We start from the raw sequence: 24,657 nt of genomic DNA on the forward strand, positions 1-24,657 counted from the left end.
ACTGAATTCGCCGAATGTCGGTGCACAGCAGGCTCCCGGTAGCATGACAGCTGAGAAACTTACGGAGTTTTGCGATAACAACATTTCGATGTGCTTAGGATATATTTCGGGGGTTTCTGATCTCTATTCTATGTTGGCATCAGTAAATCCATCGATTTTCAATTACTGTCCGCCAAGATCATTAACAGTGCTTGAGTTGTCGAGTGTATACCGGCGGGAGATCAGAGCATTTCCTCCGGATCCAGCGGCGTCGGCAGCCGCTAGGTTCACCGCAATTCTTGAAAGGATGTATCCTTGCAAGTGAGGTGCGCATCCGTCGACAAGGGATCACTCAGCGAGTTAGGTGTTTCCAAATGATTGCTCGGGTATCGGCATTGGCGGCATTGTTTCTGCTGGCCGAAACGCCAGTAAGCCATGCCAGCAACCCCATTGGCATGAGTGCGGCCGGATATCTGCTCCAAGCTTGCGAAGCGTACCGGAATGGCACTCCCTCGTTTGACGCAGCCTATTGTCTTGGCCGGGTGACAGGCGCGACCTGGACTTTGGACGCCAACACTACGGGGCTCAAGCGTGATCGTTCATGCATCCCCTCAGATGTAAATGCCGATCAACTCGTCCGGATTTTCATCAAGTTTGCGAACGAAAATTCCCATAGGTTGCACGAACCAGACCTGCGCATCGTATTCGATTCCATGCATGCCAGCTGGAATTGCCTTATCGTGCCAAAATGACCTGCTCAATTTCTGGTTAGTAGAATTTTGCTTAACTGTTAATGGTGAGTAGGTTCGGGAATAGGCTTCCGCTAGTGACGCTCACGGCTAAGCTCGATTGGATCACAGCTCTTTTAGCGTCTACAAATCCACCTGGACCACTAGTTCTCATTAAGTGAATTGTCGTCCATGGCCGATGCAGCGGCTAATGGGCATAAGTCGGCTCTAGTTTCGCAGGTGCGACCGCCTAGACGACGTTGATGGGATAAAAAATCGAAGTAGAGCCGAGTATCGTCCGCGTGGATGCCAAAAGGTTCATCCGGTAATGCTGGCGCGGCGCAATGGCCCCGACCAAATTTCTATCCCATTACGTTTCAGTGGCTGAGGTTGGCAATAGCGCCCGCCGATTTTGCGATCCAACCCGAACTGATGCCCGGCAATGACACGATCCATTGGGGTGGTCGAGACCGCCGCAATCAGAGCGGCGGCATCGCCTTGGCCCCGGCGGAGCCTCGAAGGCAAGGACGGTCGCGGCAGGGGGGCTTGGGAACTTGCGGCCTCGGGCATGGGGGTGGCGCTACTGGCCGCCATGCATACACTGCAGGTGGCAATATATGCCATAAATACTTGATTTTCTGGGTATTGATCTTTGTGTTTGATTGATATATACTACCTTAACGGGTTTATGTGCCGGTGCGGCGCTGCCTGCTCCTGCTTTTGACCCGCCCGCCGGTCGCCGACCGGCCTTACCCCATCACATCGAGGATCAAATGAACCCACCGGCGAAGCCATCGCTGCGGGTTGCGGCTGTCTGCGTTCTCGGTCGCCCCGCATCCACGCCCAAACAGAACCAACCCAGAGGCCAACTGCTGGCCCAGATCGTTACCGGCATTCATGAGCGCGGCTGGGCCGCGCTAGATGCTCTGCTGCTGCCCGGCGGCTTCTTCCGTCTGAACCGCCCGGTAGGCCACCTGGCCGGATCGAGACGCCTTACCAGCCTGCAGGCGCAAGCCTGCCTCTCGGCCGCCCGCCGCCAGCTCGACCGGCTACAGGATCGCTCTGCAGGCTGCCTGCTGGTCACTGGCATGTTAGCTGACCCGTCAGATACCCGGCAGCGGCAAGAACAGCTCTCGGTTGCCCTTTCGGCCGAGCGCGTGGTCGGCCTGGCTCGAAAGCTGTTTCCCACGGCAGCCGAAGGGGAAGGTCGCCGGCAGACTGTGCCCTGCGCCGAGGACTATGGCAGCACTGATCGGCTGGTGACCCTGCCGTGCGGGGCCAAGGCGATCCTGTCGGCCTGCTACGACCTGTTCGGCCTGACCGAGACGCCGGGAGGGGCATCGAGCCGGTATCACGCCATCCGGGCGTTGAGGACCGGGCAGAAGATCCTCCGCATGGGCGACCAGGGCTTCAAGCAACTCCGTCGGCAATGCCTCGCCGATTGGTCAAACCTGCTGACAAAGGAGAAGCCCCACGTGGCTATCGCCACCATTCACGGCTTCGAGCGGCCGGGCCTTGACGGGTTCTGGCAGCGGCATGGCATCGCTGCCGCCTCGGCCGCCATGCAAGGACGCTTCGTGGTTGGCGCAGCGCATTTCGAGGACTGGCTACCTGCGCCTGGTCAATCGACGCTGGCTTCGGTCGGCGTATCGCGTAAGCACCTAACAGCTGGGACTGCCCGCAAGGCACACCGCCTGGCACCGAAGGACACCATCCAGATCGAAAAGGATGCCGAGGTGATTGCCTTGGTTCGGCTCTTCGAGGCTCCGATGAAGCCCGCAGCGCCATCGAAGGCCAAGGCAGCCGCGCCATGACTGCCGACGAGCTTTCCGACCTGCTGCAGGCGGCCAAGGCAGAGGCAAGGGTCTACCTGGTGCTGCCCGGCGATCCCGGCCTGCAATTCGAGTTGGCCGATTTCTCTATCAGCACCAAACGTCCGCATCGGGTCTGGCTGACTGCCAAGCCGGGAGCCCGCGCTTTCGATCCCGCCGAGGCCAAGCGCATCGCGCCGAAGCCCGGACAGTAATTCCCCGGCTCACTCGAGCCATTCCCCACAAACCGATCACTGACAAGCGGCCAGCGCGGTTGGCCGCAACGGGAGATTGTCGCATGTACCATGTGAACGATTATCGCAATGTAGAGCGCATTCGGCAGCTCAACGATGCCTTCCGCCGCAGTATGAGCGGCGGACGGGTTCTGATGACCCAGGGCGTGGCAGCAATGGGCAACGAGCGCATCGCCCGGCTCGTGCATATCATAAAGACCTATGACCGCTTCGATCATGCCAACGATCCGCATGGCGAACACGATTTTGGCGCGTTCGAGGATGCCGGAGACCGCTTCTTCTTCAAGATCGACTACTACGATCCGACGATGGCCTACGGCTCAGAGGACCCCGCAGATCCATCCCGCACTATCCGAGTGCTCACCGTCATGCTGGCCAGCGAATATTGAGGGGCACATGCTTGAGGGTGAAAAGACCAATAAGCGGCTGCTGACCATCGAGGACTTCATGGCTGAATATGGTCCACGCCGCACCGTGGCCTATGAGTTGATCGGCTCAGGCGAGTTGCAGGCGGTCAAGCTCGGCAGGCGAACCTACATCACGCGGGAGGCCGCCGAAGCCTGGATGAAGACCCTGGCGCAGTATGAGCCCGGCGCAAAACACGTCCGGCGGAACCGGCGACAGCCTTAACGGCTCTTCTTCTGCTTCGCCTTAACCAAGGCTGTATTGATCTCGGCTAGGTCTTCCGCCGACGCGGTGCTCTCGCCGCGTAGGATTTTGCGGACACGGCTGACCAGTTCTTCCTGCCGGATTTCCTCAGCCGTCAACTTCCGGGGCGAAACCCAATCGAAGAAATCGACCAGGCTAACCTTCAGGGCATCGGCAATATCGAACAGGGTCGATAACCGTGTCGAGGCCGCTCCGGTCTCGATATTCGAGATCACCTCGTCGGTCTTACCGATCTTTTCGCTGAGTTCTTCCTGGGTCAGGCCTCGCTCCTTGCGGAGTTCGCGGATGCGGCGGCCAAGGAGCTTATTGCGTTCGCTGGATTTCATGGCCCCGACTTTCTGTCGGGGAAAGGGGCAAAACCATCGACCAGAAGTCGATGAAAGCCATTGACCGAAACCAGAATACCGACTTTTAATCGAAATACATGGGTAAATAGCCCGTCAAGCGGAGTCTTTGTTGGAATGCTGCCGCCCATCGGCGGTCAACTTAGGGGGAAGCAATGTCGAGTGACGAAATCGCGAAACTGCACCAGCTATTCAAAGAGGGGGCACTGACCGAACAGGAATACGAGGCGCAGAAGCAGGCGCTCTTGGGCGGCAAGGCGAAGGTCAAAAAGAAGTGGCCCTGGTGGGTCAAGTTGCCGGTTATCCTGATCGCCATCGGGGTGGGCATCAACGGCTTAATGGGTATTGCCGGAGGCGATGCCAAGGAGGTTCCGAAATGCGATCACGCCGATGCACGGGACCTAATGCAAAACGCGATTGAGAAGAATCCGTCAGCCAACACGTCCACGCTGCGCCTGCTCGACCTCACCGAAGCCCGTGAGGTCTCTTACTCGGCCGAGAAGAAAGAGCGGGTATGCACTGGCGTCGCTTTCCTCAACTCAGGCAAGGCGGCGGTGCGCTACCGGATGTGGCTGAGCGCCAACAATCGGCTTCTGATCGAAGTCAACGAGCTCTGATCGGTTTGAGGAGAAATGACCATGCGGCTCATTATTGCTGTGACTGCGGTGCTGTTTGCCGCCCAAGCTGCTTTCGCAGCACCTTTGAAAGAGCATTTCGCCGTCGAGACCAACTACAACGGTCAGCGATCCAAGGTTTCGGTCCATACCGTGTTTCCGGACATCGGCCTCGACAAATACCCCGTCATGTTCATCGTCCATGGCAGCGGCGGGCAAAGCCACTCCCGCGAACTCTGGTATGCGCAGAAGTTGGCTGAGCTGGGTGTGTGGTCGGTAATCACTGATCACTTCCGGTATCGCGGCGTCGAGAGCACGGCCTACGATCAGGCAGCAGTAAGCACGGACAACATGGTTTATGACGCCTTCAAGGTGTTGGACCGCATTGCCGAAAACCCGAAGGTGGACATGAGCCGCGTCGGCATTATGGGGTTCTCAAAGGGCGGTTCTACGTCGCTGCATGCCGCAATCCCTTCGGTTATCAAGCAGTATTCGGAGAACGGCCATAGGTTTGCGCTGCACATACCTCTCTATCCAGGCTGCACGAACCAGTATTTCGATACGAACGCACCAGCGCCGATCTACATGCTTCTCGGGGGTAAGGACGATTACGCCGACCCGAACGTATGCCTCTCATACGCCAAGAAGTTCGAGGCCAAGGGCAGTAAGATCAAAACAATCGTGTACCCAGAAGGCTTGCATGCCTGGGATTCAACTAAGGAAGAGGTGATCTACGACCGGCGGATTCAGAATTACGCCAAGTGCGTCATGGAGCAGCAGGCCGACGGAAGCTGGAAAGAGTCGCTCACTGGCCTAACCGTGATGTCTGCCGGGATGGGTCTTAATCCGCGGGCCAACATCCCCGCTAACATGGGGCGGGCCATGGGTGCATGCCGCACCTACGGTGCCCATTACGGCGGCAACGCCGACGTCAAGTACGATGCCCTTTGGGATATCAAGAAGATCGTCGAAACCGAGTTTGGATTGGCGCAATAGGTCCGTACGTCTGAGTGTAGGGGGCAGTTGTGTGGCTCTTATTCTCGGGCGGTGTAGGTAAGAGCCAAACACGCGCTAACCGCGATCTGCCGGGTTTGTAACGCGACCAGACGTCACTCCGGCGAATCGAGCAAATCGGCCTGTGAATACCGGGGATAACCGATTTGCCCGATTCACATATGCAATCGCGTTCTGTAGCATCCAACTAGGCGAATCGGGCTTGAGCCTGAGGGGAAATCACGCATGTATTCTGTGGAGCTTTGCGCCGGAGCAGGTGGCCAGGCGTTAGGGGTCGAGCAGGCCGGATTCGGCCATGCCGCGCTGGTCGAAATCGACAAGTGGGCCTGCCAGACGCTTCGGCTGAATCGCCCCCATTGGCAGGTGATCGAAGACGATCTCAGGGCTGCTGACTATTCCAGCTGGAAAAGAATTGAGCTGCTTGCCGGTGGCTTACCTTGCCCGCCGTTCTCAGTTGCGGGCAAGCAGCTGGGCGAGAAAGACGAACGCAATCTCTTTGAGATAGGGCTGGAGATCGTCGAGGAGACCCGACCGCACGCGGTAATGTTTGAGAATGTCCGGGGAATTCTGGATACCGTCTTCGACGATTATCGCGCCCGCATCGCAGAGCGCCTCCGCCGGAGTGGTTATACGGTTTCCTGGCGGCTGCTGAACGCGAGTGACTTTGGGGTGCCTCAGCTGCGCCCGCGTGTTGTCTTTGTAGCCCTGCCGAGCGGCGCTGCCGAGCATTTCAAATGGCCAACGCCAGCCCCGTTTGATGCGCCAACTGTAGGTGAAGTTCTTGGCCCAATGATGGCCGCTGCCGGATGGAGGGGCGCAAAGCAATGGGCGAAGAGGGCGAACGACATTGCTCCCACAATTGTTGGTGGATCAAAGAAGCACGGCGGACCTGATCTTGGCCCTACGCGGGCGAAAAAGGCTTGGGCCGCGCTAGGCGTAAATGGCCACCTCCTTGCAGACGCACCTCCGCCTCGTGATTACGTTGGTATGCCTATTCTGACCGTTCCTATGGTCGCGCGACTTCAAGGATTTCCAGAAGACTGGAGTTTTGCTGGCAAAAAGACCAATGCTTACCGCCAGGTGGGAAACGCATTCCCTCCGCCTGTTGCAAAGGCCGTAGCTCAGCAAATTAAGGCTGCTCTAAAAGCCGCCGTGCGAAAATCGGTTCGGGTCTCTAAGGCGGCCTAAGCACCGTAATCCTTGAACATCGGGCAGCGGCCGGTAACATTCCGGCATGCTGCCCAATCATCCTGACTTTCCTGTCGTCAGTCACGTCGCCAACGCGATTGTCCGCGCTGCCGGTGGACCTGCCCGGTTCAGTGCGGAGATCAAATCGTTGCTGCGCAACGCACTCGATGAAGTTATCGACGCGCCGCGCACAAGCCGTTTCACGCTTGATGAAATCGAGAAGACCGAGAAGACCTACATTGGCACCAAAGTTGAAAACCTGGTTCGGAGCTGGCTCGGGTTTCCGCGTGGCTATCTCGACATGCAGGTTGATGGGTTTGAGGTGGACATAAAGAACACCATCAGTTCGACTTGGACCATACCACCCGAGGCAATTGGACACCCTTGCTTGCTTATAAGGTGCGATGAAGCCAGGGCGTTGTGCTGGGTTGGCGTTATCCTAATCACCCAGGACAAGCTGAACATCGGACTCAACCGCGACCGGAAGACAACAATTCAGGCGGCTATCGCAAGAGAGAGTACGCTTTGGCTGGTGAATGGGGAGCAGTATCCGCCAAACTTTTGGCTGCACGTAGCACCTGATGCGAGGCGTCATATTATGGAACCGCGTGGCGGCGCAGAGAGGTTGGCGCGGCTGTTCCGTGCCATTCAGCGCATTCCAATCTCCAGAGTGCTTGTGCAGTCAGTTGCACAGCAGGATGATTACATGAAGCGCATACGCAGAAATGGTGGTGCAAGGGATATTCTTGCACCTGAGCGCATTGCCATACTCTGGGGACAGAAAGACCGTGGTTTAATCGAGTTCTGCGGACTGCCAGAAGTGGGCGCTGATTCATTTATATCGGTCATGCCCGAAACGCAGGAGCAGTATCAGGTGCTTCGTGAAGCAGGTCACATCGACTAGCGAGGGCCGGTCCCGCAATATGCGGGCCATCCGTGCCAAGAATACCAAACCCGAGATTACGGTCCGCAAGGCATTGCATGCGGCAGGGCTGCGGTTCCGCCTCCACCAGAAGAATCTTCCCGGAAAGCCGGACATAGTATTGGCATCACGCAAACTCATTGTGGAGGTTCGCGGCTGTTTTTGGCATATGCATGGATGTTCGCTTTCCAACATCCCCGCTTCACGCGTTGATTATTGGGGGCCGAAGCTGGCCCGGAACGTATCGCGTGACGCAACAAATAAATCCGAGTTGAACAAATTGGGCTGGAAAGTCTTGGAAATTTGGGAGTGTGAAGTTAAGTGCCCGGATGCGCTGCGCCGATTGGTGGCGCAAGTGAAAGCAGTGAAGGGTCGTAAGCGGCCGCTCCGGAAATAGATTTTGCAGCTTTATTCAGCCTTCATTCGGCGGCGCTTCTCCCGCCGCTTCACCAGCTCGGCGAGGTTTTTCGGTAATCTGATTCTTTTCGGAAAGCGGTAGTGAGTTGTAACTCGCTTTTCCTCGTGGACTTTCAGTTTTTCTAGTCGTCTTACGAATGGCCGAATTTCTCGAAGCCTTCGCTGCCAATCGTCTTGGGTTTCCGTGAGATTGGCGATAGACCGTAGAAAGTCACTGCTCACCCACTTCCCTGCTTTCAGGTTGAGAAGCTTTGCAAGCCGCTGATGAACCGAAGCGGTGCTTGCCAATCGCACCATCATATTGTCGGGAAGAGAGGAGAAGTAGTCTTTCTTGCCTTCGTTGCAGGAAGAGCAGATAGCCCAGAGATTCTCGACATCGCTAGTTCCGCCCCATCTCTGAGGAATGCGGTGATCTACATGTAGTCGAATACCATCCTCAGCGACGGTGCGCCCGCACATCTGGCACTTCCCATGCGCCATGTGGATGACATGTGATCTCAGCTTGTTGCTTACTCCCTCTGCGTTCCATTCTCCCGGTTTGCGCCTGCGAATGTACTTATAGATCGTGTATCTGCCGCGGACAGGCCGGTCGATCACGAAGTATGGGGAAAGCTCCCTAACACGTTTATCAAGATGCTGCTGTCGGTCGCCACGCTTGACTGCGAGGCGGCGTATATCACCGATATGGAGCCCTTTCGGATGCTTGCGAAGGGCATCGACTATGCGCAGATGCAGCGGACTCAATTTTTTCATTCTGCGCTTCGCCATGACGTTAGGCTCTAGGACCATCGCAAATAATTTGGTCGAGGGTGTACAGCGATCCGAATGGCCTTCCGGCAGGGCTTGAAGTCCATGCGTGTGCATCAAAATCCACGGCTGACTTTGCAGTACTGTTGCAGTACGGAGCCATTGGACAGCGCAGGGTCTTAGCTAAATATCTGAAGAGATTGGAGCGGGTGAGGGGAATCGAACCCCCGTCGTAAGCTTGGGAAGCTTCTGCTCTACCATTGAGCTACACCCGCCTTCCGGGCGACCATAGCCAAGCAGCGGGCCGGATTCAACGGGCCGGATCAGTGTCTGGCGGCATCTTCGGGCGCGCCGAGCCGGTCGGGCGGCAGGTCGAACAGCTCGGCAAGCGCCTTGGTGCCGGCCGGGGTCAGGGTCACGGCGCGGCTCTCCTTGCGGCGCTGCAGCCAGCCGCGGTCGAAACAGCATTCGGCCAGCGCCGCGCCCAAAGCACCGGCCAGGTGCGGGCTGCGCTCGCTCCAGTCCAGGCAGGCGCGGGCGAAATGCCGGCGCCGCCCGGTTTTGACCGCCAGTGCGTCGATGTCGATATTGAGCCGCGCGAACAGTCGCCGCCCTTCGGCGCTGACTACGAAATCGTCGGCATCGCCCGCCGGCAGAATGCAGCCGCGTGCCACCATCCGGTCGAACAGCAGCACGCCCAGCTTGCCGGCCAGGTGGTCGTAGCAGGTGCGCGCCGCGCGCAGGTCGGCGGCGATGCGGGCCTGATGATGATGTTTGGGCACCGGCCGTTCGCCGGCCAGCGCCATCAGGCTTTCCAGCGCCTCGGCCACCAGGGTATTGGCCAGATGGAAGTAGCGATGCCGGCCCTGCTTGGCCATCGCCAGCAATTCGCCGTCCACCAGCTTGGCCAGATGGCCGCTGGTGGTCTGCGGCGACACACCGGCGGCATGGGCCAGTTCCTTGGCCGTGCGCGCGCGGCCATCCATCAGGGCCTTGAGGATATTGGCCCGCGCCGGATCGCCGATCAGGGCGGCGATTTTCGCCACATGCGGCTCACTGCTGCTCATGGCCCGACTTTAGGCAGCGGGCGGCGCAGCGTCCATCTCCGATGCTTCGGCCGTGGTCGAAATGTGCGGCCCGAAATCCCGCGTGTCAGATCGGAAAGACCAGGCAGGTGGTGGTGCCGGTGGCGAGGATCTTTCCCTGGGCATCGGTGATGCGCCCTTCTGCCGTGCCCACGCGGTTGCCTACCTGGATCGCCTTGCCCTCGGCATAGACGATGCCGGTCTGGTCGCTGATGCCGCGCACCAGGCTGACCTTGTACTCCAGTGTGGTGTAGCCCATGCCCTTGGGCAGCAGCGACTGCACCGCGCAGGACATGCAGCTGTCCAGCATCGTGCCGGCATAGCCGCCATGCACGCTGCCGATCGGATTGTAATGCTGCCTGTCAGGCCGGCCGGCAAACACCACGCGGCCCGGCTCGGCCTCGTGGATCCACATATTCATGACTTCGGCGATCGGCGCGCCGGGCAATTCGCCCGCCATCATGCCCTTGAACAACTCGATGCCCGCCATCTCGCGCAGCTTTTCCAGCGGCAGCACGCCGTAGACGGGGCTCTTGGTGATGGGGCCTGGGGTGACGGGATCTGCCGACATCGGGCGTTTCTCCTGATCATGTCTTGTCGTTAAAGCCTGGGGAGGCCAGGCCGGCCGGGTGGATGGCTTGTCCGGCCGCCTTATATGGTGTATATACACGATATGGCCGAGCCTGTCGACTCCCCTGCCTCCGCCCTCCCTGCCGAGCCCGTCTATCCCAGGCCGGCGCCCGATGGCCGCGAGGACTGCATCTGTTTCCTGCTGCGCTCGGCCGCCCGGCGGGCCAGCGAGCATTACACCCGCCACCTGGCGAAGATCGGCCTCGGCCTGCCGCAGCACAGCCTGGTCGGCATGGCGGCGGCCTTCGAGAAACAGAATGGCCGCCCGGCCAGCATCACCGAACTGGCGAAAGCGCTGGATCTCGACCGCACGACCCTGTCGCGCAACATCGCGCCGCTGGTGGCCGAGGGCCTGCTGGTGGTCGAGGCCGGCTCCCATGGCCGGGCGAAAGCCGTGCGGGCCACGCGCGAGGGCCGTGCCGCCTACCGCGCCGGCCTCGCGCTGTGGCGTCAGGCGCAGGACGAAATGATCGCCGGCCTGAAGGCCGACTATCCCGCCCTGATGGCCGGGCTGACCGCAGCCATTGCCGGCACGCCGGCGGCCGATCCGCCCGCAATCGATATCGATTCCTGAATTTCCCCAAGCGGGGCTATGCTTTGGTCGCCAGGCTATGCTTTGGTCGAAAGGCCGGGCGCTTGTCGCCGGCCGGCCTTTCCGGGCATCATCGCCCCGAATGATGCAGGCGGCCGCGACGTCAATGTCGGGCCGCGAGGGAACGCTGCGGGCCCCGGCCGGATATCCCAGCCGGCTGGGCCACGCCTCACATAGGGAAGGGAGAGCCGATCATGGCCGATAACGAGCTGTTTCCGGTTTCGGACGACTGGGCGAAGCGGGCCTGGGTGGATGCCGCGAAATACAAGGCCATGTACGAGCGTTCGGTGCAGGACCCGGAAGGTTTCTGGGCCGAACACGGCAAGCGCGTTGACTGGATCAAGCCCTTCACCAAGGTGAAGGACGTCTCCTTCGACCGCAAGGACCTGCATATCCGCTGGTTCCACGACGGCGTGTTGAACGTCTCGGCCAACTGCATCGACCGCCATCTGCCCAAGCGCGCGAACCAGACCGCGATCATCTGGGAAGGCGACGATCCGTCGAAGTCGGAACACATCACCTACCAGCAGCTTCACGATGAAGTCTGCCGCATGGCCAATGTGATGAAGGCGCGCGGCGTGAAGAAGGGCGACCGCGTCACCATCTACCTGCCGATGATCCCGGCGGCGGCCTATGCGATGCTGGCCTGCGCCCGCATCGGCGCCATCCACTCCATCGTGTTTGGCGGCTTTTCGCCCGACAGTCTCGCCAACCGCATCCAGGATTGCGACAGCCAGTTCGTGATCACCGCCGACGAGGGCCTGCGCGGCGGTCGTGGCGTGCCGCTGAAGGCCAATGCCGACGCGGCGCTGAAAACCTGCCCCGGCGTGAAGACCGTGCTGGTCGTGAAGCATACCGGCGGCAAGATCGACATGGTTCCCGGCCGCGACGTCTGGTACCACGAGGAAGCCGCCAAGGTGCCGGCCACCTGCGCGCCCGAGCCGATGAACGCGGAAGACCCGCTGTTCATTCTCTATACCTCGGGCTCGACCGGCAAGCCCAAGGGCGTGCTGCACACCACCGGCGGCTATCTCGTCTTTGCCGCGATGACGCACCAGTATGTCTTCGATTATCACGACGGCGACATCTACTGGTGCACCGCCGACGTGGGCTGGGTCACCGGTCACAGCTACATCGTCTATGGCCCGCTGGCCAACGGCGCCACCACGCTGATGTTCGAGGGCGTGCCGAACTACCCCGACGCCTCGCGCTTCTGGCAGGTGATCGACAAACACAAGGTCAACATCTTCTACACCGCCCCCACCGCCATCCGCGCGCTGATGCGCGAGGGCGAGGCGCCGGTGAAAAAGACCAGCCGCGCCAGCCTGCGCCTGCTCGGCTCGGTGGGCGAACCGATCAATCCGGAAGCCTGGCTGTGGTATCACCGCGTGGTGGGCGACGGCCGCTGCCCCATCGTCGATACCTGGTGGCAGACCGAAACCGGCGGCATCCTGATCACGCCGCTGCCCGGCGCCATCGCACAGAAGCCGGGTTCGGCCACTTTGCCCTTCTTCGGCGTCAAGCCGATCATCGTGGATGGCGACGGCAACGAGCTGCCCGGCGCCACCGAGGGCAACCTGTGCATCAGTGATAGCTGGCCGGGCCAGATGCGCACGGTCTATGGCGACCACCAGCGCTTCATCGACACGTATTTCAGCACCTTCCCCGGCCGCTATTTCACCGGCGACGGCTGCCGCCGCGATGCCGACGGCTATTACTGGATCACCGGCCGCGTCGACGACGTGATCAACGTCTCGGGTCACCGCATGGGCACGGCCGAGGTGGAAAGCGCGCTGGTGGCGCATGCCATGGTGGCCGAGGCCGCCGTGGTGGGCTATCCGCACGACATCAAGGGCCAGGGCATCTATGCCTATGTGACGCTGAAGGCGGGCATCCATCCGAGCGAGGACCTGCGCAAGGAACTGGTGCAGCATGTGCGCGCCCTGATCGGACCGATCGCCTCGCCCGACCTGATCCAGTGGGCCCCGGGCCTGCCCAAGACTCGCTCGGGCAAGATCATGCGCCGCATCCTGCGCAAGATCGCCGAGAACGAGTTCGGCAGCCTGGGCGATACCAGTACCCTGGCCGATCCATCGGTGGTGGATGATCTGGTCAACAACCGCATGAACAAGCGCTGAGCCGTTAGTCGCGGAATCGACGTCGCGCTGAAAACTGGGGGCCAGCCAACTGTAACAACAGGAAACTGGAATGTTGCGACGCCGGGCGCCGGGGAACAAACCCGGCGCCCGTTTCGTTTGGGGCAGACAAGGAAGAATCCGCCGCGACAGCGGGGAAAGGAGCTGCTCATGCCAGCCCAGTATGGCCCTAAGGAACGCGCCGAAAGCGAAAGCAAGGAACGGGTGCTGCCGACCAACCGCGCCCGCGCCGGCATCGAACTGCACCGCATGCGCTATGTGCTCGGCTTCGGCATCGCCGGGGTGGTGATCGTCTTCCTGCTCGCCTGGTATTTCCTGATCCGGGTCTAGGCAGGCAGGCGGAATTGCCAAAACGTATCGTATTTCTGTCGCCAGCGTCTCAAATGGTCGGGACGCAGCCCCCCCCGGCATGACAACCGGCTTATAAGCTGTCATCGTCGCCGTGTCATTTTAGAGCCGGGGGGCTTGAATGCGTGAGGCGGGTATTCGTGGGACTGTTGTCGGCTTGATCGTTGCGCTGGCGGGCGGAACGGTGGCGGGTGGAATGGGCGCCGCTGCCCTGGCTCAGCCGGCGCCCGCCGTCGACTGGTCGGGGTTCTATGTCAGCGGCTTCGCGGGCGCGACGAATGGCCATTCCAACGCCACGATGACCACCGGGGTCCTCCAGTATCTCGACGCGACCGATGCCAGGCAGATCGGCCGGCTCGGCAACAACGACATGGAGCAATGGCGGCCTTCGGGCGCGCTGGCGGGCGGCTATGCCAGGCAGTTTGGCAATATCCTCGTCGGGCTTGAGGCGAGCGCCAATACCCTTCTCCTGGATGAAGTCCATTCGGTGAACGATCGTGTCGAGTCGGTCAACAACGGCTCGCGGATGACCATTGAGCAATCGGTGAAGGCCAACTGGATGGCGACATTGCGGCCCCGGCTGGGCTGGGCGCAGGACAACTGGCTCGGCTATCTCACCGGCGGCGTCGCGGCCACGCGGCTGCAGCTGGATGCCTCGTATATCGACAACGCCTTCAACGGGTTATCCAAGACCTCGAAGGAGCATTTCGTGACCGGCTGGAGCCTCGGGTTCGGCGGCGAATATGCACTGAGCCGGGATTGGGCCTTCAGGGGCGAATATCTCTACACGCGGTTCGGAGAGGTCAAGTCAGTGTCTCCGGTCACGTCGACCAACAACTCGGGCGGCACGATGAACCACGTGGCCGATCTCGATGTCCAGAGCCTGTTCATCGGCTTCACCTATCGCTTCAACTAGGTCGGGCACATGCAAATCCGCAGCTTCACTGCCCTCGCCGTTGCAGTGTTGTTATCGGTGCTGGCGCTTGTGCCGGCCCACGCGCAATCGGAGAAGGTGAAATTCCAGGGTTGGATGTGGAACCAGAGCGGCGGCGTCCTCACCGTGCAAAGGGTGGCAACGCAATGCTGGGACCCGCAGCAGCTTGCCTATCAGCAGATCCAGCCTAACGCCCTGTGGAGCTTTGCCACCGAGAGCGACCGTTTCTTCAACTGCTACACCGCCTTCATTTCCGCGAATGTCTTCGACCAGAACAACACTCTACTGTTCTGGTTCCAGATCTTCGACGACTTCGTGTCGCAGACCTGCTACATCTACCTCTTCTCTCCCGGCGGAACGAACATATTTAACATGCTGCCGCCGACGGGGTGTGCGAATCACGACACGATCTCCTATACGATGTATGTTGGGGGCGGCAATCCGCCGGCCGCGATTGTCGCGGGCTTGAAACCTTTGCCCTGACGAGGTGATGCGGACAGCGTTGCCGGCCTTTGCGCGGAAGCTTTTCGCGCGGCAACCAGTTCACGCCTCTGACGCCGCACGCCCGCACGGGTCGTGCGGGATCGGCCAGTAATCCCCGGAGAAGTTCAGGGCAGGAATTCGGCCTTGTGGACGGCTGCGGCCGCTTCTACTGTCTGCCTGTTGGCGATGCGGCTTTAAGACTCCAGCGCCCCGGGGTAGGGTCAATGAGCGAAGACACGACAAGTCCGCCGATCCCGCGCGCCTCGCTCGCTCCCGGCCTCGTTCCCGAAGACCAGCTTGCCCTGTTGTGGCGCAACAGCATTGCGCCCTATTTCGATGCCCGGCCAGTGCCGGATGCCGAGCATTCGCCGCAGCTGCCGGAAATCCACCTGTATAATCTGGGCGAGATGCTGTGGGCCGAATCCAGATTTTCCGCCCAGATCTATGATCGCAACCCGCAATGGATGCGCCAGCACGACGATTCCGATCACCTGTTGCTGCAGCTTTTCGTGACGGGCGAGAACCGTGCCATCAACGGTACCGACGAATTCGTGCAGCAGCCGGGAAATGTCTGCGCCATCAACCTCGCCCGTGAAGCCCTGTCGGTATCCACCGATGCCCATGCGCTGACGTTGGTGCTGCCGCGCGACCTGCTGCGCGCCGAGCTGCCCCATTTGCTCGATGCCAAGGGTGTCATCTTGGCCCCAGGATCGGCCTCGGCGCGTATCTTTGCCGATCACTTCATGTCGCTGCAGGCCAATCTGGCCCACGCCACCGTGGCCGAAGCGCCGATATTGACGAGGGCAACTCTCGCGCTGCTCGAGGCGCTGACATTGCGGCACGACATCGCGTCTGCGGCGTCAGGGCAGGCCGCGTTCAAATCGGCCTGCCGCTATATCGACAGGCATCTCGGCAATCCGGATCTGGGCGTGGACGATATCTGCCGGCACCTGCGGTTTTCCCGCGCGACGCTGTATCGCCTGTTCAGCGCCCATGGCGGCGTGCATGAGCATATCCGGCGCCGCCGGTTGGTGGCCTGTTTCAATGCCGTCAGTTCGCCGGAATACCGGCACCGCGGCATTTTCGATATCGCGCTCGACTTCGGCTTCACGTCGCCCAGCCATTTCAGCAGCCTGTTCCGCAGGCATTTCGGCATGGCGCCGCGCGAGGTGCGCGATGCCGCGCTGGCCGGCGGCGGCCGTCTCGCGCCGCTGCCGTCGCCGGGCAGCGATGGCGAAGATGCGGTCAGGCAGATGTGGAACTGGGCGGCGACGCTGACCGGTCAGGCACGCCGGTGAGCAGGCGCGCCGCTGAACGAACGGCCGGCCGGCCGTCCGGGGGAAATTCAGTCCAGGGCTTATAGCCAAAGGCGGCGGCATCCAATCCGGCAGCGGTGGTTGGCGAATAGACCACGCGCTTCGGCTTCGGCATCGCCGGTGCGGTGATTACCTTCCTGCTCGCCTGGTATTTCCTGATCCGGGTCTAGCCTTTGCCTTTGCGGCGTGGCGCCATTTCCGGCAGGCCCGCCCGCTGTTCGGCGATCAACGCGCTCACAGTCTCCGCCTGCTGCAATCGCTGGACCAGCGCGGCTGCGGCCGGCCAGTTCGTATCGGTGGCCAGATTCGGTGCCGGCTTGGCGCTATCCGGCGCGGCGCCGCCAAGATTCTGCAGGATCACGTATTGCCGGTGCGCCACAATTTGCTGCAGCGCCTCCGGCGCGATATCGCGTCCGCGCATCCGCAGCAGCACGTGCAGGGCGGCCAGTTGCGTCATCATGCGATAGCTGGTGGCGAGGAAGGCGCGCAGGCGCGGCATCTCGCCGCTCTGCAGGCCCGGTTCGGCTCGCATGCGCTTCACCGCGCCGGCGAAATCGGCGATGGCGTCGAACAGCTCCTTGCGCGCCAGCCGGTAATTCTGTTCGGCCGGTGCCGGCCGGATGGCCTGCCGGGTGTATTTGCGCAAACCGCGCAACAGGGCCGTGGTCAGATCCGGCACATCCTGCCGTTCCCAGTAAGGCAGCACGAAACTGAACAGCCAGGCGATGCCGGCGCCCAGCAATGTGTCGAACAGGCGTTCGACCAGCAGGTTCTCCGCCGTCGGGCTGAGGAAATGCATCATCAGCAGGGCCATCACGCTGGCCGAGGTGGAGGTGATACGATAGCGCACCGGAGCATAGGCATGTGACAGGCCGATGGTGACGAAGGTGATCGCCAGCAGCGCGGCATCGGGCAGGACATGCAGCAGGCCCGCCGCCAGCACGCAGCCGATCAGGCTGCCGATCAGGCGGTCTTTCTGTCGCTGGCGCGTGGCGCTGTAGCTGGCGCGCATGATCACGGCCACGGTCAGCAGGATCCAGCTGCCGTGGGCGAAATAGCGCGACAGGATTTCCGACAGGATGAAGGCGCACAGCATCGCCAGGGACAACCGCAGGGCATACCGGAAAACCGGCGATCGATACCGCAAATGCCGTAGCAGCAGGCGCAAACGATAGGGCCGCGGCGGCAGGAAGTCGGCCAGATTCACGGTGACCAGCACGGCTTCGGCGGCCACGATCTGCCGCGTCACGGTTTGCAGCCGCGCGATGGCATCGATGGCCATGCCGATGCGCTCCAGCGTGGCGCGCAGTTCCAGTGCCGCCCGGCCGTGATCCGTCTCGTCCTGGCCATGCAGCGGCGCAATACTGTCGGCGCGTGCCGCAATGGCATGAAACTGCCGGCGCAGGGCTTCTGCATCCGGGTCGTCATGTCCATCCAGGCCGCTCCCGTCCAGGCCAGCGGCGATCTGTGTCACCATGGCGGCCAGTTGCCGCACGCCGTCGCGGATCTCGCGCAGCAGGGCGGGGCCTTCCGCGGTGGCGCCGAAATGCCGGCGCAGCAACCAGTAATCGGTCTGGCTGGAGAGGATCGTCTCAAAGGCATCCAGCATCGCCACCAGGGCTGCCGCATATTGCCGTTCGGAGGCGCGCTCCAGGTCGCGGAACAGCAGGTTGCGTGCGGCATCCACGCGCTCCATCAGCGTCACCTGCCGCTCGATCAGGGTGCCGTAGGCGGTCTCGATCTCCAGCGCCGTGTCATACAGGCCGGCCTTGCCTCGCACATAATCGGCAAAGGCATTCAATGCCTCGCGCAGCACGATCTGCTTGTGCCGTGCCGCCAGGATCTGCGCTGCCAGCGCGCCGAACACCGCATAGCCCGCGGCGCCGGCGGCAAACAGGGCGGCATGCTGCCAGGCCGGCGCGCCCGCGACGTCATGCAGGGTGGTCCCCAGCGCCAGCACCATCGCCAGGATCATCGACATGCACAGGGCCAGCGCGATGCGGCCATAGACCGTCACCATCGCCGCCACGAAGCTGGTGGCGATCACGATCAGGGCCAGCAGCACGGGCTGGTCGCGGCACAGGTCGACACCCAGCGTGATGAGGCTGTCGAACACGAAGGCGATCGCGAAACTGCGCCGCTTGAAATCGGGTGGCGTCGGGGTATCGACGATGCTGATGCAGGTGGCGCCCACGGCCGCGGCCGCGGCGGCGTGGAAGCCGCCGATGGCGGCGGCGGCCAGCGCCACGACCAGCACGCCGATGGCGGCCGTCAGTCCGCTCAGCAGATGCTGGGCGGGCAGCGAGAAATGGCTCAGGCTGGGCAGTTTCGGCATGGGCGGCCAAGTCTAGCCCAGGCCGGCATGGCTGCGCGACGGATTCGGGCCGGCGCCGCATTGCGGGAGCCAAGTGCAGAATGCGATAGGCTTGCCTAGGTGTCTCTTTTTTGTATCGCCAGTGTCTCAAGTGACCCGGCGCGCCGCATTTGAGAATGACAAGTCCTGAGACCTGCTATTATGTATACGGATAATCTTCAAGACCGGGGCGAGCATGCGTGGGTTGGGTATTCGTGGGGCTATTGTCGGTTATGTCGTCGCGCTGGCGGGTGGAATGGTGGCTGGCGGAATGGGCGGTGCCGCTCTGGCGCAACCGGCAGCCACGACGGACTGGTCCGGGTTCGAAGTGGGCGGCAGCATCGGGGCAACCGGGGGCTGGTCCCATGTCCAGAGCGAGGCCACGCGCAAGGCGAGCGGCAACTATTTCAGCGGCACGGACTTTGCCCAATTCCGGCGGGTGACCGACGACGATATCATGCAGTGGCGGCCGTCGGGCGGGCTGGAGTTCGGCTATACCCAGCAGTACGGCCATGTCCTGCTCGGCGTCGCGGCCAGTGCCAACACGCTTTTCCTTGATCAGAGCAGCCAGACCAGCGAGATTTTTCAGTCGGCCCCGGGGACGATACGTTTCTTCGTCGACCAGCGCGTCAAGACCGACTGGCAGGCGACCCTGGGTCCGAAGCTGGGCTGGGCGCAGGACAAATGGCAGGTCTTCGCCACCGGTGGCCTGGCGGTGACTCGCGCCACCCTGGACACGACCTTCCGCGACAACGCCAACTTCAACGGCTTTAACGGGAACGGGCATGGCTCGAACACCGAGACCATGCTCGGATGGGCCTTGGGTGTCGGCGGCGGCTATGCGCTCGACGCCAACTGGGCACTCAGCCTCAAATACCTGTATGCGGATTACGGCAGCCTGAGCACGTCGTATACGATCAGGAATGCCGATCAGCCCGGCAACTCAACCCCGGTGACCAGCACAGGCGATCTGAAGACCAACACCGTTCTGCTCGGTGTCACCTACCGCTTCAAGGGGTTGTGAGCCGCCACCCCAACGACGCCGTAACGGTCGCTGTCACACTGTCCTCGTCGCCGCGGCGTCCCCGGCCGGGCGGTGAGCAACTGGCTCGGTTATCTCACTGGCGGCCTTGCCGTGACCTGCCTGAAGCTGGACGCCACCTTCACCGATACGGCCCTCACCGCGCGTAGCCGCAGTTCGGGTTCCAAAACGATGGCCGGCTGGAGCCTCGGGGTGGGCGGCGAATATGCGCTGAACAGGGACGGGCCGCTCGGGGGGCGAGTATCTCTATACCCGATTTGACAAGATCACGTCGTCGTCCGGCGTGTCGTTGACCAGCGGTACCGATACCCTGAAACATTCGGCCGATCTCGATACCCATGGCCTGTTCAAACCGGCGCCAGTCCCTATCTTTCTTGTGCCTATGTTCTAAGGGGCATCGGATACCGGGACGGAGCCATCATGCGCAGCATCATTTTTGCCAGCATTCTCGGCGTCACGCTCGGGGCGGGTTTCGCCATGGCCCAGCCGGCTGCTGACCAGGATCGGCCGCCGGTCTTCCGCACTGAAGACGCGACGGTGAAGGTCGTCACCGTCGCGCGCGGGCTGGAGCATCCCTGGGCCATGGCCTTCCTGCCCGATGGCCGCCTGCTGGTGACCGAACGGCCGGGCCGCATGCGCGTGGTGGGGAAGGATGGCCGCGTCGCGCCGCCGCTGGAAAATCTGCCGCCGGTTTTCGCCAGCGGGCAGGGCGGCCTGCTGGATGTGACGCTCGATCCCGATTTCGCCGCCAACCGCATGCTCTATTTTACGTATGCGGAACCCGGGGACGGGCCAGAGCGAGGGGGCGCCGGCACGGCCTTGGCCAGCGCACGCTTCGCCGGCACCCGGTTGGAAGACGTGAAAGTGCTGTTCCGCCAGCAGCCCAAACTCTCCGGCGGCCTGCATTTCGGCAGCCGCGTGGTGGTCGGGCCGGACGACAAATTGTGGCTCGGCCTCGGTGAACGCTATCGCCGTGACGAGGCGCAGAATCTCAATGTCCATCTGGGCAAGGTGATCCGGCTCAACAAGGACGGCAGCGTGCCGGCCGACAACCCGTTTGTGGGCCGCAACGACGCGCGGCCGGAAATCTGGTCCTATGGCCACCGCAACATCCAGGGCATGGCGCGCCATCCGCAGACCGGCCCGCAATCTGGCAGGGTGTGGCTGCATGAACATGGCGCGCGTGGCGGCGACGAGATCAACATCCCTGAACGTGGCCGCAATTACGGCTGGCCGGTCATCACCCATGGGGTGGATTATTCGGGGGCGAAAATCGGCATCGGCTCGGAAGCGCCGGGCATGGAGCAGCCGCTGCTGCATTGGACGCCCTCGATCGCGCCCTCAGGCATGGCGTTTTACGGCGGCAGTCGCATTCCGGCCTGGCGCGGCAATCTTTTCGTGGGGTCGCTGAATTCGTTTCTGTTGATGCGCGTGGTGCTGGATGGTACGCGCGTGGTGAAGCAGGAGCGTCTGCTGGCCGGGCTGGACGAGCGTATCCGCGATGTGCGCGATGGGCCGGATGGCTATCTCTATATCGCCACCGACAATGCCGATGGCCGCATTCTGCGCATCGAGCCGGTGAATTGAGGGCGCCAGTTAATTAAAGCGCCTCAGCCCATCTCGCCGGTATGGGCGTTGTAGTTGTTGATGATCCGGTGCAGCACATCCAGCATGTTGCGCTGGATCGGATCCTGGCCGTTGAGGATCAGGGTCAGGGCCACCCGCGTGATGCCCAGTTTGCTCGCCACCTGGTCCAGCGTGATGCCGCGGGCGCGGCAGGCCATGGTCATCTGGTCGAAGGAACCGCGGTCGAGGAAGACGCGGCCCCACTCGTCGCGGCCGGTGAGCCGGATCGGCTTGATCTCGGCCCTGGCCGGCTGGGCTGCGCGCCGGGGTGCCGGGGCGCCGGCGGATGAGGGCTTGACCACCGGCGGCGGCGCCGTGCGCTGCGGCGGGCGCCAGTCGGGCTCGCGCTCGAAGACTTCCAGTTGCGGTGCCTGGTCGATCAGGTGTCGCAACATGCGGCGCATGTGATCCAGCAGGGTGTTGGCGGTGCCGTCGGCTTCCGGCCCGTCGATCAGCAGCGTGCTGAGCTCTTCCAGCCGCTTGAGACGCGAGTCGAAGAATTCCCGCGCGCCATAGGGCAGGGCGCTGCGCGCCTCGATCAGGTTTTCCAGGTAGCTCTGCTTGACATCGATCTCCATCTTCAGGATCTTCGCCCGCATCTGCGCCACATAGCGGCGCAACTCGTCGCGTCGCCCGGTGCGCAGCACCGAAAGCCGGCCCTCGGCCACTTCGGCCGCCTGGTGGAATTCATCGACCAGGGTGGAGAATTTGCGGAAGCCCGAGACGGTATTCCGCTTCTCGCCCGGATCCTCAGTGAACTTGAAGATCTGGATGGCGCGTTGCTCGATGCGGGAAACCAGCTCGTTGGCTTCCTGATTATGCGCGTGGTTGTCGGCGATCATCGGTCAATACTGTCCGGCCCGGGTTACGGTAACTTTAATTTTTTATCATAATCCGGCCGGCAGGCGAACCGAATGCTACCCCTTCAAAAGGATAGTACGGTTCAAATTATGCCGCGCTGCGCAAACCCTGCTGGGCCACCCAGGCTTCGGTGCGGGCCAGTGCCCGCTCGAAACGATCGAACAGGGCATCGATCTCGCTTTCGGTGATGATCATCGGCGGGCAGAAGCCGATCACGTCGCCGGCCATGGCGCGGATGATCAGGCCTTCCTCCTGGGCGAAGTTCATGCAGGCCGCGCCCACGCCGGCGGCCGGCGCAAAGCTGCGTTTCGTTGCCTTGTCGGCCACCAGCTCGGCGGCGCCGATCAGGCCGGTGCCGCGCGCCTCGCCCACCAGCGGATGATCGGCCAGCCGTTTGAGACGCGCAAGAAAGCGCGGCGAGATGCGGTTGACATGGCCGTAGACATCGCGCTCCTCGTAGATCTGCAGCGCGCGCAACGCCACCGCCGCCGCCACCGGATGGCCGCCATAGGTGAAGCCATGGCCAAACGTGCCGATCTTGCCGGAATTGTCGCGGATGGCGCTGTAGACATGTTCTGGCACCAGCACGGCCGAGATCGGCAGGTAGGCGCTCGACATCTGCTTGGCACAGGTGACGAAATCGGGCTTGTAGTTGAAACGCTCGGCGCCCCACAGCTTGCCTGTGCGGCCGAAGCCGCAGATCACCTCGTCGGCGGCGCTCAGGATATCATATTTCTTCAGCACGGCCTGGATGGCGGGGAAGTATCCTTCCGGCGGCAGCACCACGCCGCCGGCGCCCATGATCGGTTCGGCGATGAAGGCCGCCACCGTGTCGGGGCCTTCGCTCTGGATGAAGCTTTCCAGGTTGCGGGCCAGGCGGGCGACGAAATCGGCCTCGCTCTCGCCCGGTTCGGCGAAGCGGTAGTAATGCGGGCAGTCCACATGCTTGATGCCGGCAATCGGCAGGTCGAAATCGCGGTGATTGGCCGGCAGGCCGGTCAGGCTGGCCGTGGCGACCGTGACGCCGTGATAGCCCTTCACGCGGGAGAGGATGGTTTTCTTCTGCGGCCGGCCCAGCGCGTTATTGTAATACCAGACCAGCTTGATGAATGTGTCGTTGGCGCCCGAGCCGCCTTCGGCGAAGAACACCTTGCCCACCGGCACCGGACTCAGGCTTTTCAGCTTCTCGGCCAGCTCGACCACCGGCGCCGTCGTCTTGTGGCCGAAGCCGTGATAATAGGGCAGCTTGCGCATCTGCTCGATGGCGGCGTCCACCAGGGCCGCCTCGCTGAAGCCCAGCCCGGCGCACCACAGGCCGGCCATGCCCTCGATATATTCCTTGCCCTGGTCATCATAGACATAGATGCCCTTGCCGCGTTCGATCACCAGCGGGCCGGCCACTTCATGCTTCACCAGGTTGGTGTAGGGATGCATGACATGGGCGATGTCGCGGGCGGCCATCGAATTGGGCAGGTTCGGCGTATGGGCGGTCATGGGCGATGTCCTGATGGTGGACGGTCAGTAGACGGCGAAAAGCCGCGGCTGTCAAAACGCCACTGCTGTCAAAATGTTCGTAGCCAGTTAAAGTTGGGCCATGACAACACCGAATCTGACTCTGACTTCCCCCGCCGACGGCCTGGTGCTGCAAGGATACGAATGGCTGCCCGGCGATCCGGGGCACTGCCGGGCCGTGGTAGTGATCGCCCATGGCATGGCCGAACATGCCGCCCGATATGGCCGCTTTGCCGCCGCGCTGAACGCCGCCGGTTTTGCTGTCTACGCCTTCGACCATCGCGGCCACGGCCATTCCGCCCGTTCGGTAGGCGAACTGGGGCATATGGCCGATCGCGATGGCTGGAACCGCGCCGTAGCCGATCTGGCCGCGATCTGCGCCCTGGCACAGCAGCGCCATCCCGGCCGACCGCTGCTGCTGTTTGGCCATTCCATGGGATCCTTCATGGCGCAGCAGATGCTGTACGAGCATGGCAGGATGCTGGCCGGCTGCGTGCTGTGCGCCTCGAACGGCAAACCGCCGCCGATCGCGGCCCTGGGCCGGCTGGTGGCGCGGATCGAACGGCTGCGCCGTGGCGGGCGTGGCATCAGCCCGCTGATCCAGAGCCTGTCCTTCGATGCCTTCAACAAACGCTTCCAGCCGGCACGCACCGAATTCGACTGGCTGTCGCGCGATGCCGTGGAAGTAGACAAGTATGTCAACGATCCGTTTTGCGGCTTTCCGATCACGGTGCAGGCCTGGATCGATTTTCTCGACGGCCTGGGCGTCATGGCGCGGCCGGAAAACCAGAGCCGGATCCCCAAAAGTCTGCCGGTGTTCGTCATCGCCGGAAGCCACGACCCGGTCTCGGGCGGCGGCAAGGGATTGCGGCAGTTGCTGGATGCCTATGCTGCAGCGGGCCTGACGCGGGTGGACAGCAAATTCTATCCGCAGGCGCGGCACGAGCTGTTGAACGAGATCAATCGCGACGACGTAACCGCCGATGTCATCGGCTTTTTCAACCGCTGCCTGGAGGGTGGCGCGGGCTAGAC

27 protein-coding genes and 1 tRNA gene are annotated in these 24,657 nt (G+C 62.1%); 20 read left to right on the forward strand and 8 right to left on the reverse strand.

Going from position 1 to position 24,657, the window contains the following annotated elements; genetic code table 11:
• The first annotated feature begins 43 nt into the window (after positions 1-43).
• The 6 genes from ACE3OO_RS11355 to ACE3OO_RS11380 all read left to right on the forward strand — a co-directional run bounded on the left by ACE3OO_RS11355 (position 44) and on the right by ACE3OO_RS11380 (position 3,402).
• Positions 44-304: a Rap1a/Tai family immunity protein gene (locus ACE3OO_RS11355; RefSeq protein WP_374304685.1), complete on the forward strand. Its 261-nt coding sequence runs from the start codon at positions 44-46 to the stop codon at positions 302-304.
• A gap of 49 nt (positions 305-353) precedes the next feature.
• Positions 354-731, forward strand: a complete 378-nt coding sequence (locus tag ACE3OO_RS11360; protein WP_374302893.1) for a Rap1a/Tai family immunity protein — start codon at positions 354-356, stop codon at positions 729-731.
• 749 nt (positions 732-1,480) lie between these two features.
• On the forward strand, positions 1,481-2,521 hold the full coding sequence (locus ACE3OO_RS11365; RefSeq protein WP_374302895.1) for a hypothetical protein: 1,041 nt from the start codon (positions 1,481-1,483) through the stop codon (positions 2,519-2,521).
• Entirely contained in the window at positions 2,518-2,733 is a 216-nt protein-coding gene (locus ACE3OO_RS11370; RefSeq protein WP_374302896.1) for a hypothetical protein, read from the forward strand. The genes ACE3OO_RS11365 and ACE3OO_RS11370 overlap by 4 nt, the downstream gene beginning before the upstream one ends.
• Before the next feature lie 83 nt (positions 2,734-2,816).
• On the forward strand, positions 2,817-3,161 hold the full coding sequence (locus ACE3OO_RS11375) for a DUF3768 domain-containing protein (protein WP_374302898.1): 345 nt from the start codon (positions 2,817-2,819) through the stop codon (positions 3,159-3,161).
• A 7-nt stretch (positions 3,162-3,168) separates the two neighbouring features.
• Positions 3,169-3,402, forward strand: a complete 234-nt coding sequence (locus ACE3OO_RS11380; RefSeq protein ID WP_374302900.1) for a helix-turn-helix domain-containing protein — start codon at positions 3,169-3,171, stop codon at positions 3,400-3,402.
• Here the strand turns inward: ACE3OO_RS11380 and ACE3OO_RS11385 are convergent.
• Positions 3,399-3,767, reverse strand: a complete 369-nt coding sequence (locus ACE3OO_RS11385; protein ID WP_374302902.1) for a helix-turn-helix domain-containing protein — start codon at positions 3,765-3,767, stop codon at positions 3,399-3,401. The two genes, ACE3OO_RS11380 and ACE3OO_RS11385, sit on opposite strands and share 4 nt — an antisense overlap.
• A 173-nt stretch (positions 3,768-3,940) precedes the next feature.
• Between ACE3OO_RS11385 and ACE3OO_RS11390 the strand changes: the two genes are divergently transcribed.
• From ACE3OO_RS11390 to ACE3OO_RS11410, 5 genes are all read left to right on the forward strand, one after another.
• Positions 3,941-4,402: an SHOCT domain-containing protein gene (locus tag ACE3OO_RS11390; RefSeq protein ID WP_374302904.1), complete on the forward strand. Its 462-nt coding sequence runs from the start codon at positions 3,941-3,943 to the stop codon at positions 4,400-4,402.
• A gap of 21 nt (positions 4,403-4,423) precedes the next feature.
• Positions 4,424-5,395, forward strand: a complete 972-nt coding sequence (locus ACE3OO_RS11395) for a dienelactone hydrolase family protein (RefSeq protein WP_374302906.1) — start codon at positions 4,424-4,426, stop codon at positions 5,393-5,395.
• Between the two features lie 243 nt (positions 5,396-5,638).
• A complete protein-coding gene (locus ACE3OO_RS11400; protein ID WP_374302908.1) occupies positions 5,639-6,601 on the forward strand; it encodes a DNA cytosine methyltransferase in 963 nt (320 codons plus the stop codon).
• Positions 6,602-6,647: 46 nt separating this feature from the next.
• Positions 6,648-7,505, forward strand: a complete 858-nt coding sequence (locus ACE3OO_RS11405; protein ID WP_374302910.1) for a NaeI family type II restriction endonuclease — start codon at positions 6,648-6,650, stop codon at positions 7,503-7,505.
• A 19-nt stretch (positions 7,506-7,524) separates the two neighbouring features.
• Positions 7,525-7,920, forward strand: a complete 396-nt coding sequence (locus ACE3OO_RS11410) for a very short patch repair endonuclease (protein WP_374304686.1) — start codon at positions 7,525-7,527, stop codon at positions 7,918-7,920.
• 11 nt (positions 7,921-7,931) lie between these two features.
• On the opposite strand, the gene ACE3OO_RS11415 is transcribed toward ACE3OO_RS11410, so the two are convergent.
• From ACE3OO_RS11415 to ACE3OO_RS11430, 4 genes are all read right to left on the reverse strand, one after another.
• The gene (locus tag ACE3OO_RS11415) at positions 7,932-8,708 is read right to left on the reverse strand and encodes an HNH endonuclease (RefSeq protein ID WP_374302912.1); all 777 of its coding nucleotides are present in this window, start codon (positions 8,706-8,708) and stop codon (positions 7,932-7,934) included.
• Positions 8,709-8,888: 180 nt separating this feature from the next.
• Positions 8,889-8,962: transfer RNA gene (locus ACE3OO_RS11420), tRNA-Gly, on the reverse strand.
• Between the two features lie 48 nt (positions 8,963-9,010).
• Positions 9,011-9,754 carry an ArsR/SmtB family transcription factor gene (locus ACE3OO_RS11425; RefSeq protein WP_374302914.1) on the reverse strand — a complete coding sequence of 248 codons (744 nt, stop codon included), beginning with the start codon at positions 9,752-9,754 and terminating at the stop codon, positions 9,011-9,013.
• Positions 9,755-9,839: 85 nt separating this feature from the next.
• Positions 9,840-10,343, reverse strand: coding sequence for a PaaI family thioesterase (locus ACE3OO_RS11430; RefSeq protein WP_374302916.1), 504 nt, complete (start codon positions 10,341-10,343; stop codon positions 9,840-9,842).
• A 102-nt stretch (positions 10,344-10,445) separates the two neighbouring features.
• Here ACE3OO_RS11430 and ACE3OO_RS11435 point away from each other — a divergent pair, with 102 nt between their 5' ends.
• From ACE3OO_RS11435 to ACE3OO_RS11460, 6 genes are all read left to right on the forward strand, one after another.
• Positions 10,446-10,976 carry a MarR family winged helix-turn-helix transcriptional regulator gene (locus ACE3OO_RS11435; RefSeq protein WP_374302918.1) on the forward strand — a complete coding sequence of 177 codons (531 nt, stop codon included), beginning with the start codon at positions 10,446-10,448 and terminating at the stop codon, positions 10,974-10,976.
• Positions 10,977-11,188: 212 nt separating this feature from the next.
• On the forward strand, positions 11,189-13,132 hold the full coding sequence (acs, locus tag ACE3OO_RS11440; RefSeq protein ID WP_374302921.1) for an acetate--CoA ligase: 1,944 nt from the start codon (positions 11,189-11,191) through the stop codon (positions 13,130-13,132).
• A gap of 168 nt (positions 13,133-13,300) precedes the next feature.
• Positions 13,301-13,480: a hypothetical protein gene (locus ACE3OO_RS11445; protein ID WP_374302923.1), complete on the forward strand. Its 180-nt coding sequence runs from the start codon at positions 13,301-13,303 to the stop codon at positions 13,478-13,480.
• Positions 13,481-13,619: 139 nt separating this feature from the next.
• Entirely contained in the window at positions 13,620-14,414 is a 795-nt protein-coding gene (locus ACE3OO_RS11450; protein ID WP_374302925.1) for an outer membrane protein, read from the forward strand.
• Positions 14,415-14,423: 9 nt separating this feature from the next.
• Complete coding sequence (locus ACE3OO_RS11455) at positions 14,424-14,915, forward strand: hypothetical protein (RefSeq protein WP_374302928.1); 492 nt, start codon at positions 14,424-14,426, stop codon at positions 14,913-14,915.
• A 224-nt stretch (positions 14,916-15,139) separates the two neighbouring features.
• Positions 15,140-16,213 (forward strand): helix-turn-helix transcriptional regulator, encoded by a 1,074-nt coding sequence (locus ACE3OO_RS11460; RefSeq protein WP_374302930.1) that lies wholly within the window; start codon positions 15,140-15,142, stop codon positions 16,211-16,213.
• Positions 16,214-16,397: 184 nt separating this feature from the next.
• Here ACE3OO_RS11460 and ACE3OO_RS11465 read toward each other — a convergent pair whose 3' ends face one another.
• Complete coding sequence (locus tag ACE3OO_RS11465) at positions 16,398-18,566, reverse strand: FUSC family membrane protein (RefSeq protein ID WP_374302933.1); 2,169 nt, start codon at positions 18,564-18,566, stop codon at positions 16,398-16,400.
• A 214-nt stretch (positions 18,567-18,780) separates the two neighbouring features.
• On the opposite strand from ACE3OO_RS11465, the gene ACE3OO_RS11470 reads away from it, so the two are divergent.
• Together ACE3OO_RS11470 and ACE3OO_RS11475 are read left to right on the forward strand one after the other, a co-directional pair.
• Entirely contained in the window at positions 18,781-19,608 is an 828-nt protein-coding gene (locus ACE3OO_RS11470; RefSeq protein ID WP_374302935.1) for an outer membrane protein, read from the forward strand.
• A 438-nt stretch (positions 19,609-20,046) separates the two neighbouring features.
• Positions 20,047-21,213, forward strand: coding sequence for a PQQ-dependent sugar dehydrogenase (locus ACE3OO_RS11475; RefSeq protein ID WP_374302938.1), 1,167 nt, complete (start codon positions 20,047-20,049; stop codon positions 21,211-21,213).
• A gap of 23 nt (positions 21,214-21,236) precedes the next feature.
• On the opposite strand, the gene ACE3OO_RS11480 is transcribed toward ACE3OO_RS11475, so the two are convergent.
• Entirely contained in the window at positions 21,237-22,094 is an 858-nt protein-coding gene (locus tag ACE3OO_RS11480; RefSeq protein ID WP_374302940.1) for a hypothetical protein, read from the reverse strand.
• 106 nt (positions 22,095-22,200) lie between these two features.
• Entirely contained in the window at positions 22,201-23,607 is a 1,407-nt protein-coding gene (locus ACE3OO_RS11485) for an aspartate aminotransferase family protein (RefSeq protein WP_374302942.1), read from the reverse strand.
• 100 nt (positions 23,608-23,707) lie between these two features.
• Here ACE3OO_RS11485 and ACE3OO_RS11490 point away from each other — a divergent pair, with 100 nt between their 5' ends.
• Positions 23,708-24,655, forward strand: a complete 948-nt coding sequence (locus tag ACE3OO_RS11490) for an alpha/beta fold hydrolase (RefSeq protein WP_374302945.1) — start codon at positions 23,708-23,710, stop codon at positions 24,653-24,655.
• Positions 24,656-24,657: the final 2 nt, after the last annotated feature.

It is taken from the genome of Ferrovibrio sp. (assembly GCF_041906005.1).
Taxonomy (GTDB): domain Bacteria; phylum Pseudomonadota; class Alphaproteobacteria; order Ferrovibrionales; family Ferrovibrionaceae; genus Ferrovibrio.

Bases quoted from the DNA above. Each gene is read 5' to 3' on its own strand.
- ACE3OO_RS11480 (WP_374302940.1), bottom strand. From the start codon at position 22,094: ATGATCGCCGACAACCACGCGCATAATCAGGAAGCCAACGAGCTGGTT.
- ACE3OO_RS11455 (WP_374302928.1), top strand. From the start codon at position 14,424: ATGCAAATCCGCAGCTTCACTGCCCTCGCCGTTGCAGTGTTGTTATCG.
- ACE3OO_RS11375 (WP_374302898.1), top strand. From the start codon at position 2,817: ATGTACCATGTGAACGATTATCGCAATGTAGAGCGCATTCGGCAGCTC.
- ACE3OO_RS11365 (WP_374302895.1), top strand. From the start codon at position 1,481: ATGAACCCACCGGCGAAGCCATCGCTGCGGGTTGCGGCTGTCTGCGTT.
- ACE3OO_RS11425 (WP_374302914.1), bottom strand. From the start codon at position 9,754: ATGAGCAGCAGTGAGCCGCATGTGGCGAAAATCGCCGCCCTGATCGGC.
- ACE3OO_RS11485 (WP_374302942.1), bottom strand. From the start codon at position 23,607: ATGACCGCCCATACGCCGAACCTGCCCAATTCGATGGCCGCCCGCGAC.
- ACE3OO_RS11355 (WP_374304685.1), top strand. From the start codon at position 44: ATGACAGCTGAGAAACTTACGGAGTTTTGCGATAACAACATTTCGATG.
- ACE3OO_RS11385 (WP_374302902.1), bottom strand. From the start codon at position 3,767: ATGAAATCCAGCGAACGCAATAAGCTCCTTGGCCGCCGCATCCGCGAA.
- ACE3OO_RS11380 (WP_374302900.1), top strand. From the start codon at position 3,169: ATGCTTGAGGGTGAAAAGACCAATAAGCGGCTGCTGACCATCGAGGAC.
- ACE3OO_RS11410 (WP_374304686.1), top strand. From the start codon at position 7,525: ATGCGGGCCATCCGTGCCAAGAATACCAAACCCGAGATTACGGTCCGC.
- ACE3OO_RS11470 (WP_374302935.1), top strand. From the start codon at position 18,781: ATGCGTGGGTTGGGTATTCGTGGGGCTATTGTCGGTTATGTCGTCGCG.
- ACE3OO_RS11405 (WP_374302910.1), top strand. From the start codon at position 6,648: ATGCTGCCCAATCATCCTGACTTTCCTGTCGTCAGTCACGTCGCCAAC.
- ACE3OO_RS11445 (WP_374302923.1), top strand. From the start codon at position 13,301: ATGCCAGCCCAGTATGGCCCTAAGGAACGCGCCGAAAGCGAAAGCAAG.
- ACE3OO_RS11430 (WP_374302916.1), bottom strand. From the start codon at position 10,343: ATGTCGGCAGATCCCGTCACCCCAGGCCCCATCACCAAGAGCCCCGTC.
- ACE3OO_RS11465 (WP_374302933.1), bottom strand. From the start codon at position 18,566: ATGCCGAAACTGCCCAGCCTGAGCCATTTCTCGCTGCCCGCCCAGCAT.
- ACE3OO_RS11460 (WP_374302930.1), top strand. From the start codon at position 15,140: ATGAGCGAAGACACGACAAGTCCGCCGATCCCGCGCGCCTCGCTCGCT.
- ACE3OO_RS11415 (WP_374302912.1), bottom strand. From the start codon at position 8,708: ATGGCGAAGCGCAGAATGAAAAAATTGAGTCCGCTGCATCTGCGCATA.
- ACE3OO_RS11450 (WP_374302925.1), top strand. From the start codon at position 13,620: ATGCGTGAGGCGGGTATTCGTGGGACTGTTGTCGGCTTGATCGTTGCG.
- ACE3OO_RS11360 (WP_374302893.1), top strand. From the start codon at position 354: ATGATTGCTCGGGTATCGGCATTGGCGGCATTGTTTCTGCTGGCCGAA.
- ACE3OO_RS11370 (WP_374302896.1), top strand. From the start codon at position 2,518: ATGACTGCCGACGAGCTTTCCGACCTGCTGCAGGCGGCCAAGGCAGAG.
- acs (WP_374302921.1), top strand. From the start codon at position 11,189: ATGGCCGATAACGAGCTGTTTCCGGTTTCGGACGACTGGGCGAAGCGG.
- ACE3OO_RS11400 (WP_374302908.1), top strand. From the start codon at position 5,639: ATGTATTCTGTGGAGCTTTGCGCCGGAGCAGGTGGCCAGGCGTTAGGG.
- ACE3OO_RS11435 (WP_374302918.1), top strand. From the start codon at position 10,446: ATGGCCGAGCCTGTCGACTCCCCTGCCTCCGCCCTCCCTGCCGAGCCC.
- ACE3OO_RS11390 (WP_374302904.1), top strand. From the start codon at position 3,941: ATGTCGAGTGACGAAATCGCGAAACTGCACCAGCTATTCAAAGAGGGG.
- ACE3OO_RS11490 (WP_374302945.1), top strand. From the start codon at position 23,708: ATGACAACACCGAATCTGACTCTGACTTCCCCCGCCGACGGCCTGGTG.
- ACE3OO_RS11475 (WP_374302938.1), top strand. From the start codon at position 20,047: ATGCGCAGCATCATTTTTGCCAGCATTCTCGGCGTCACGCTCGGGGCG.
- ACE3OO_RS11395 (WP_374302906.1), top strand. From the start codon at position 4,424: ATGCGGCTCATTATTGCTGTGACTGCGGTGCTGTTTGCCGCCCAAGCT.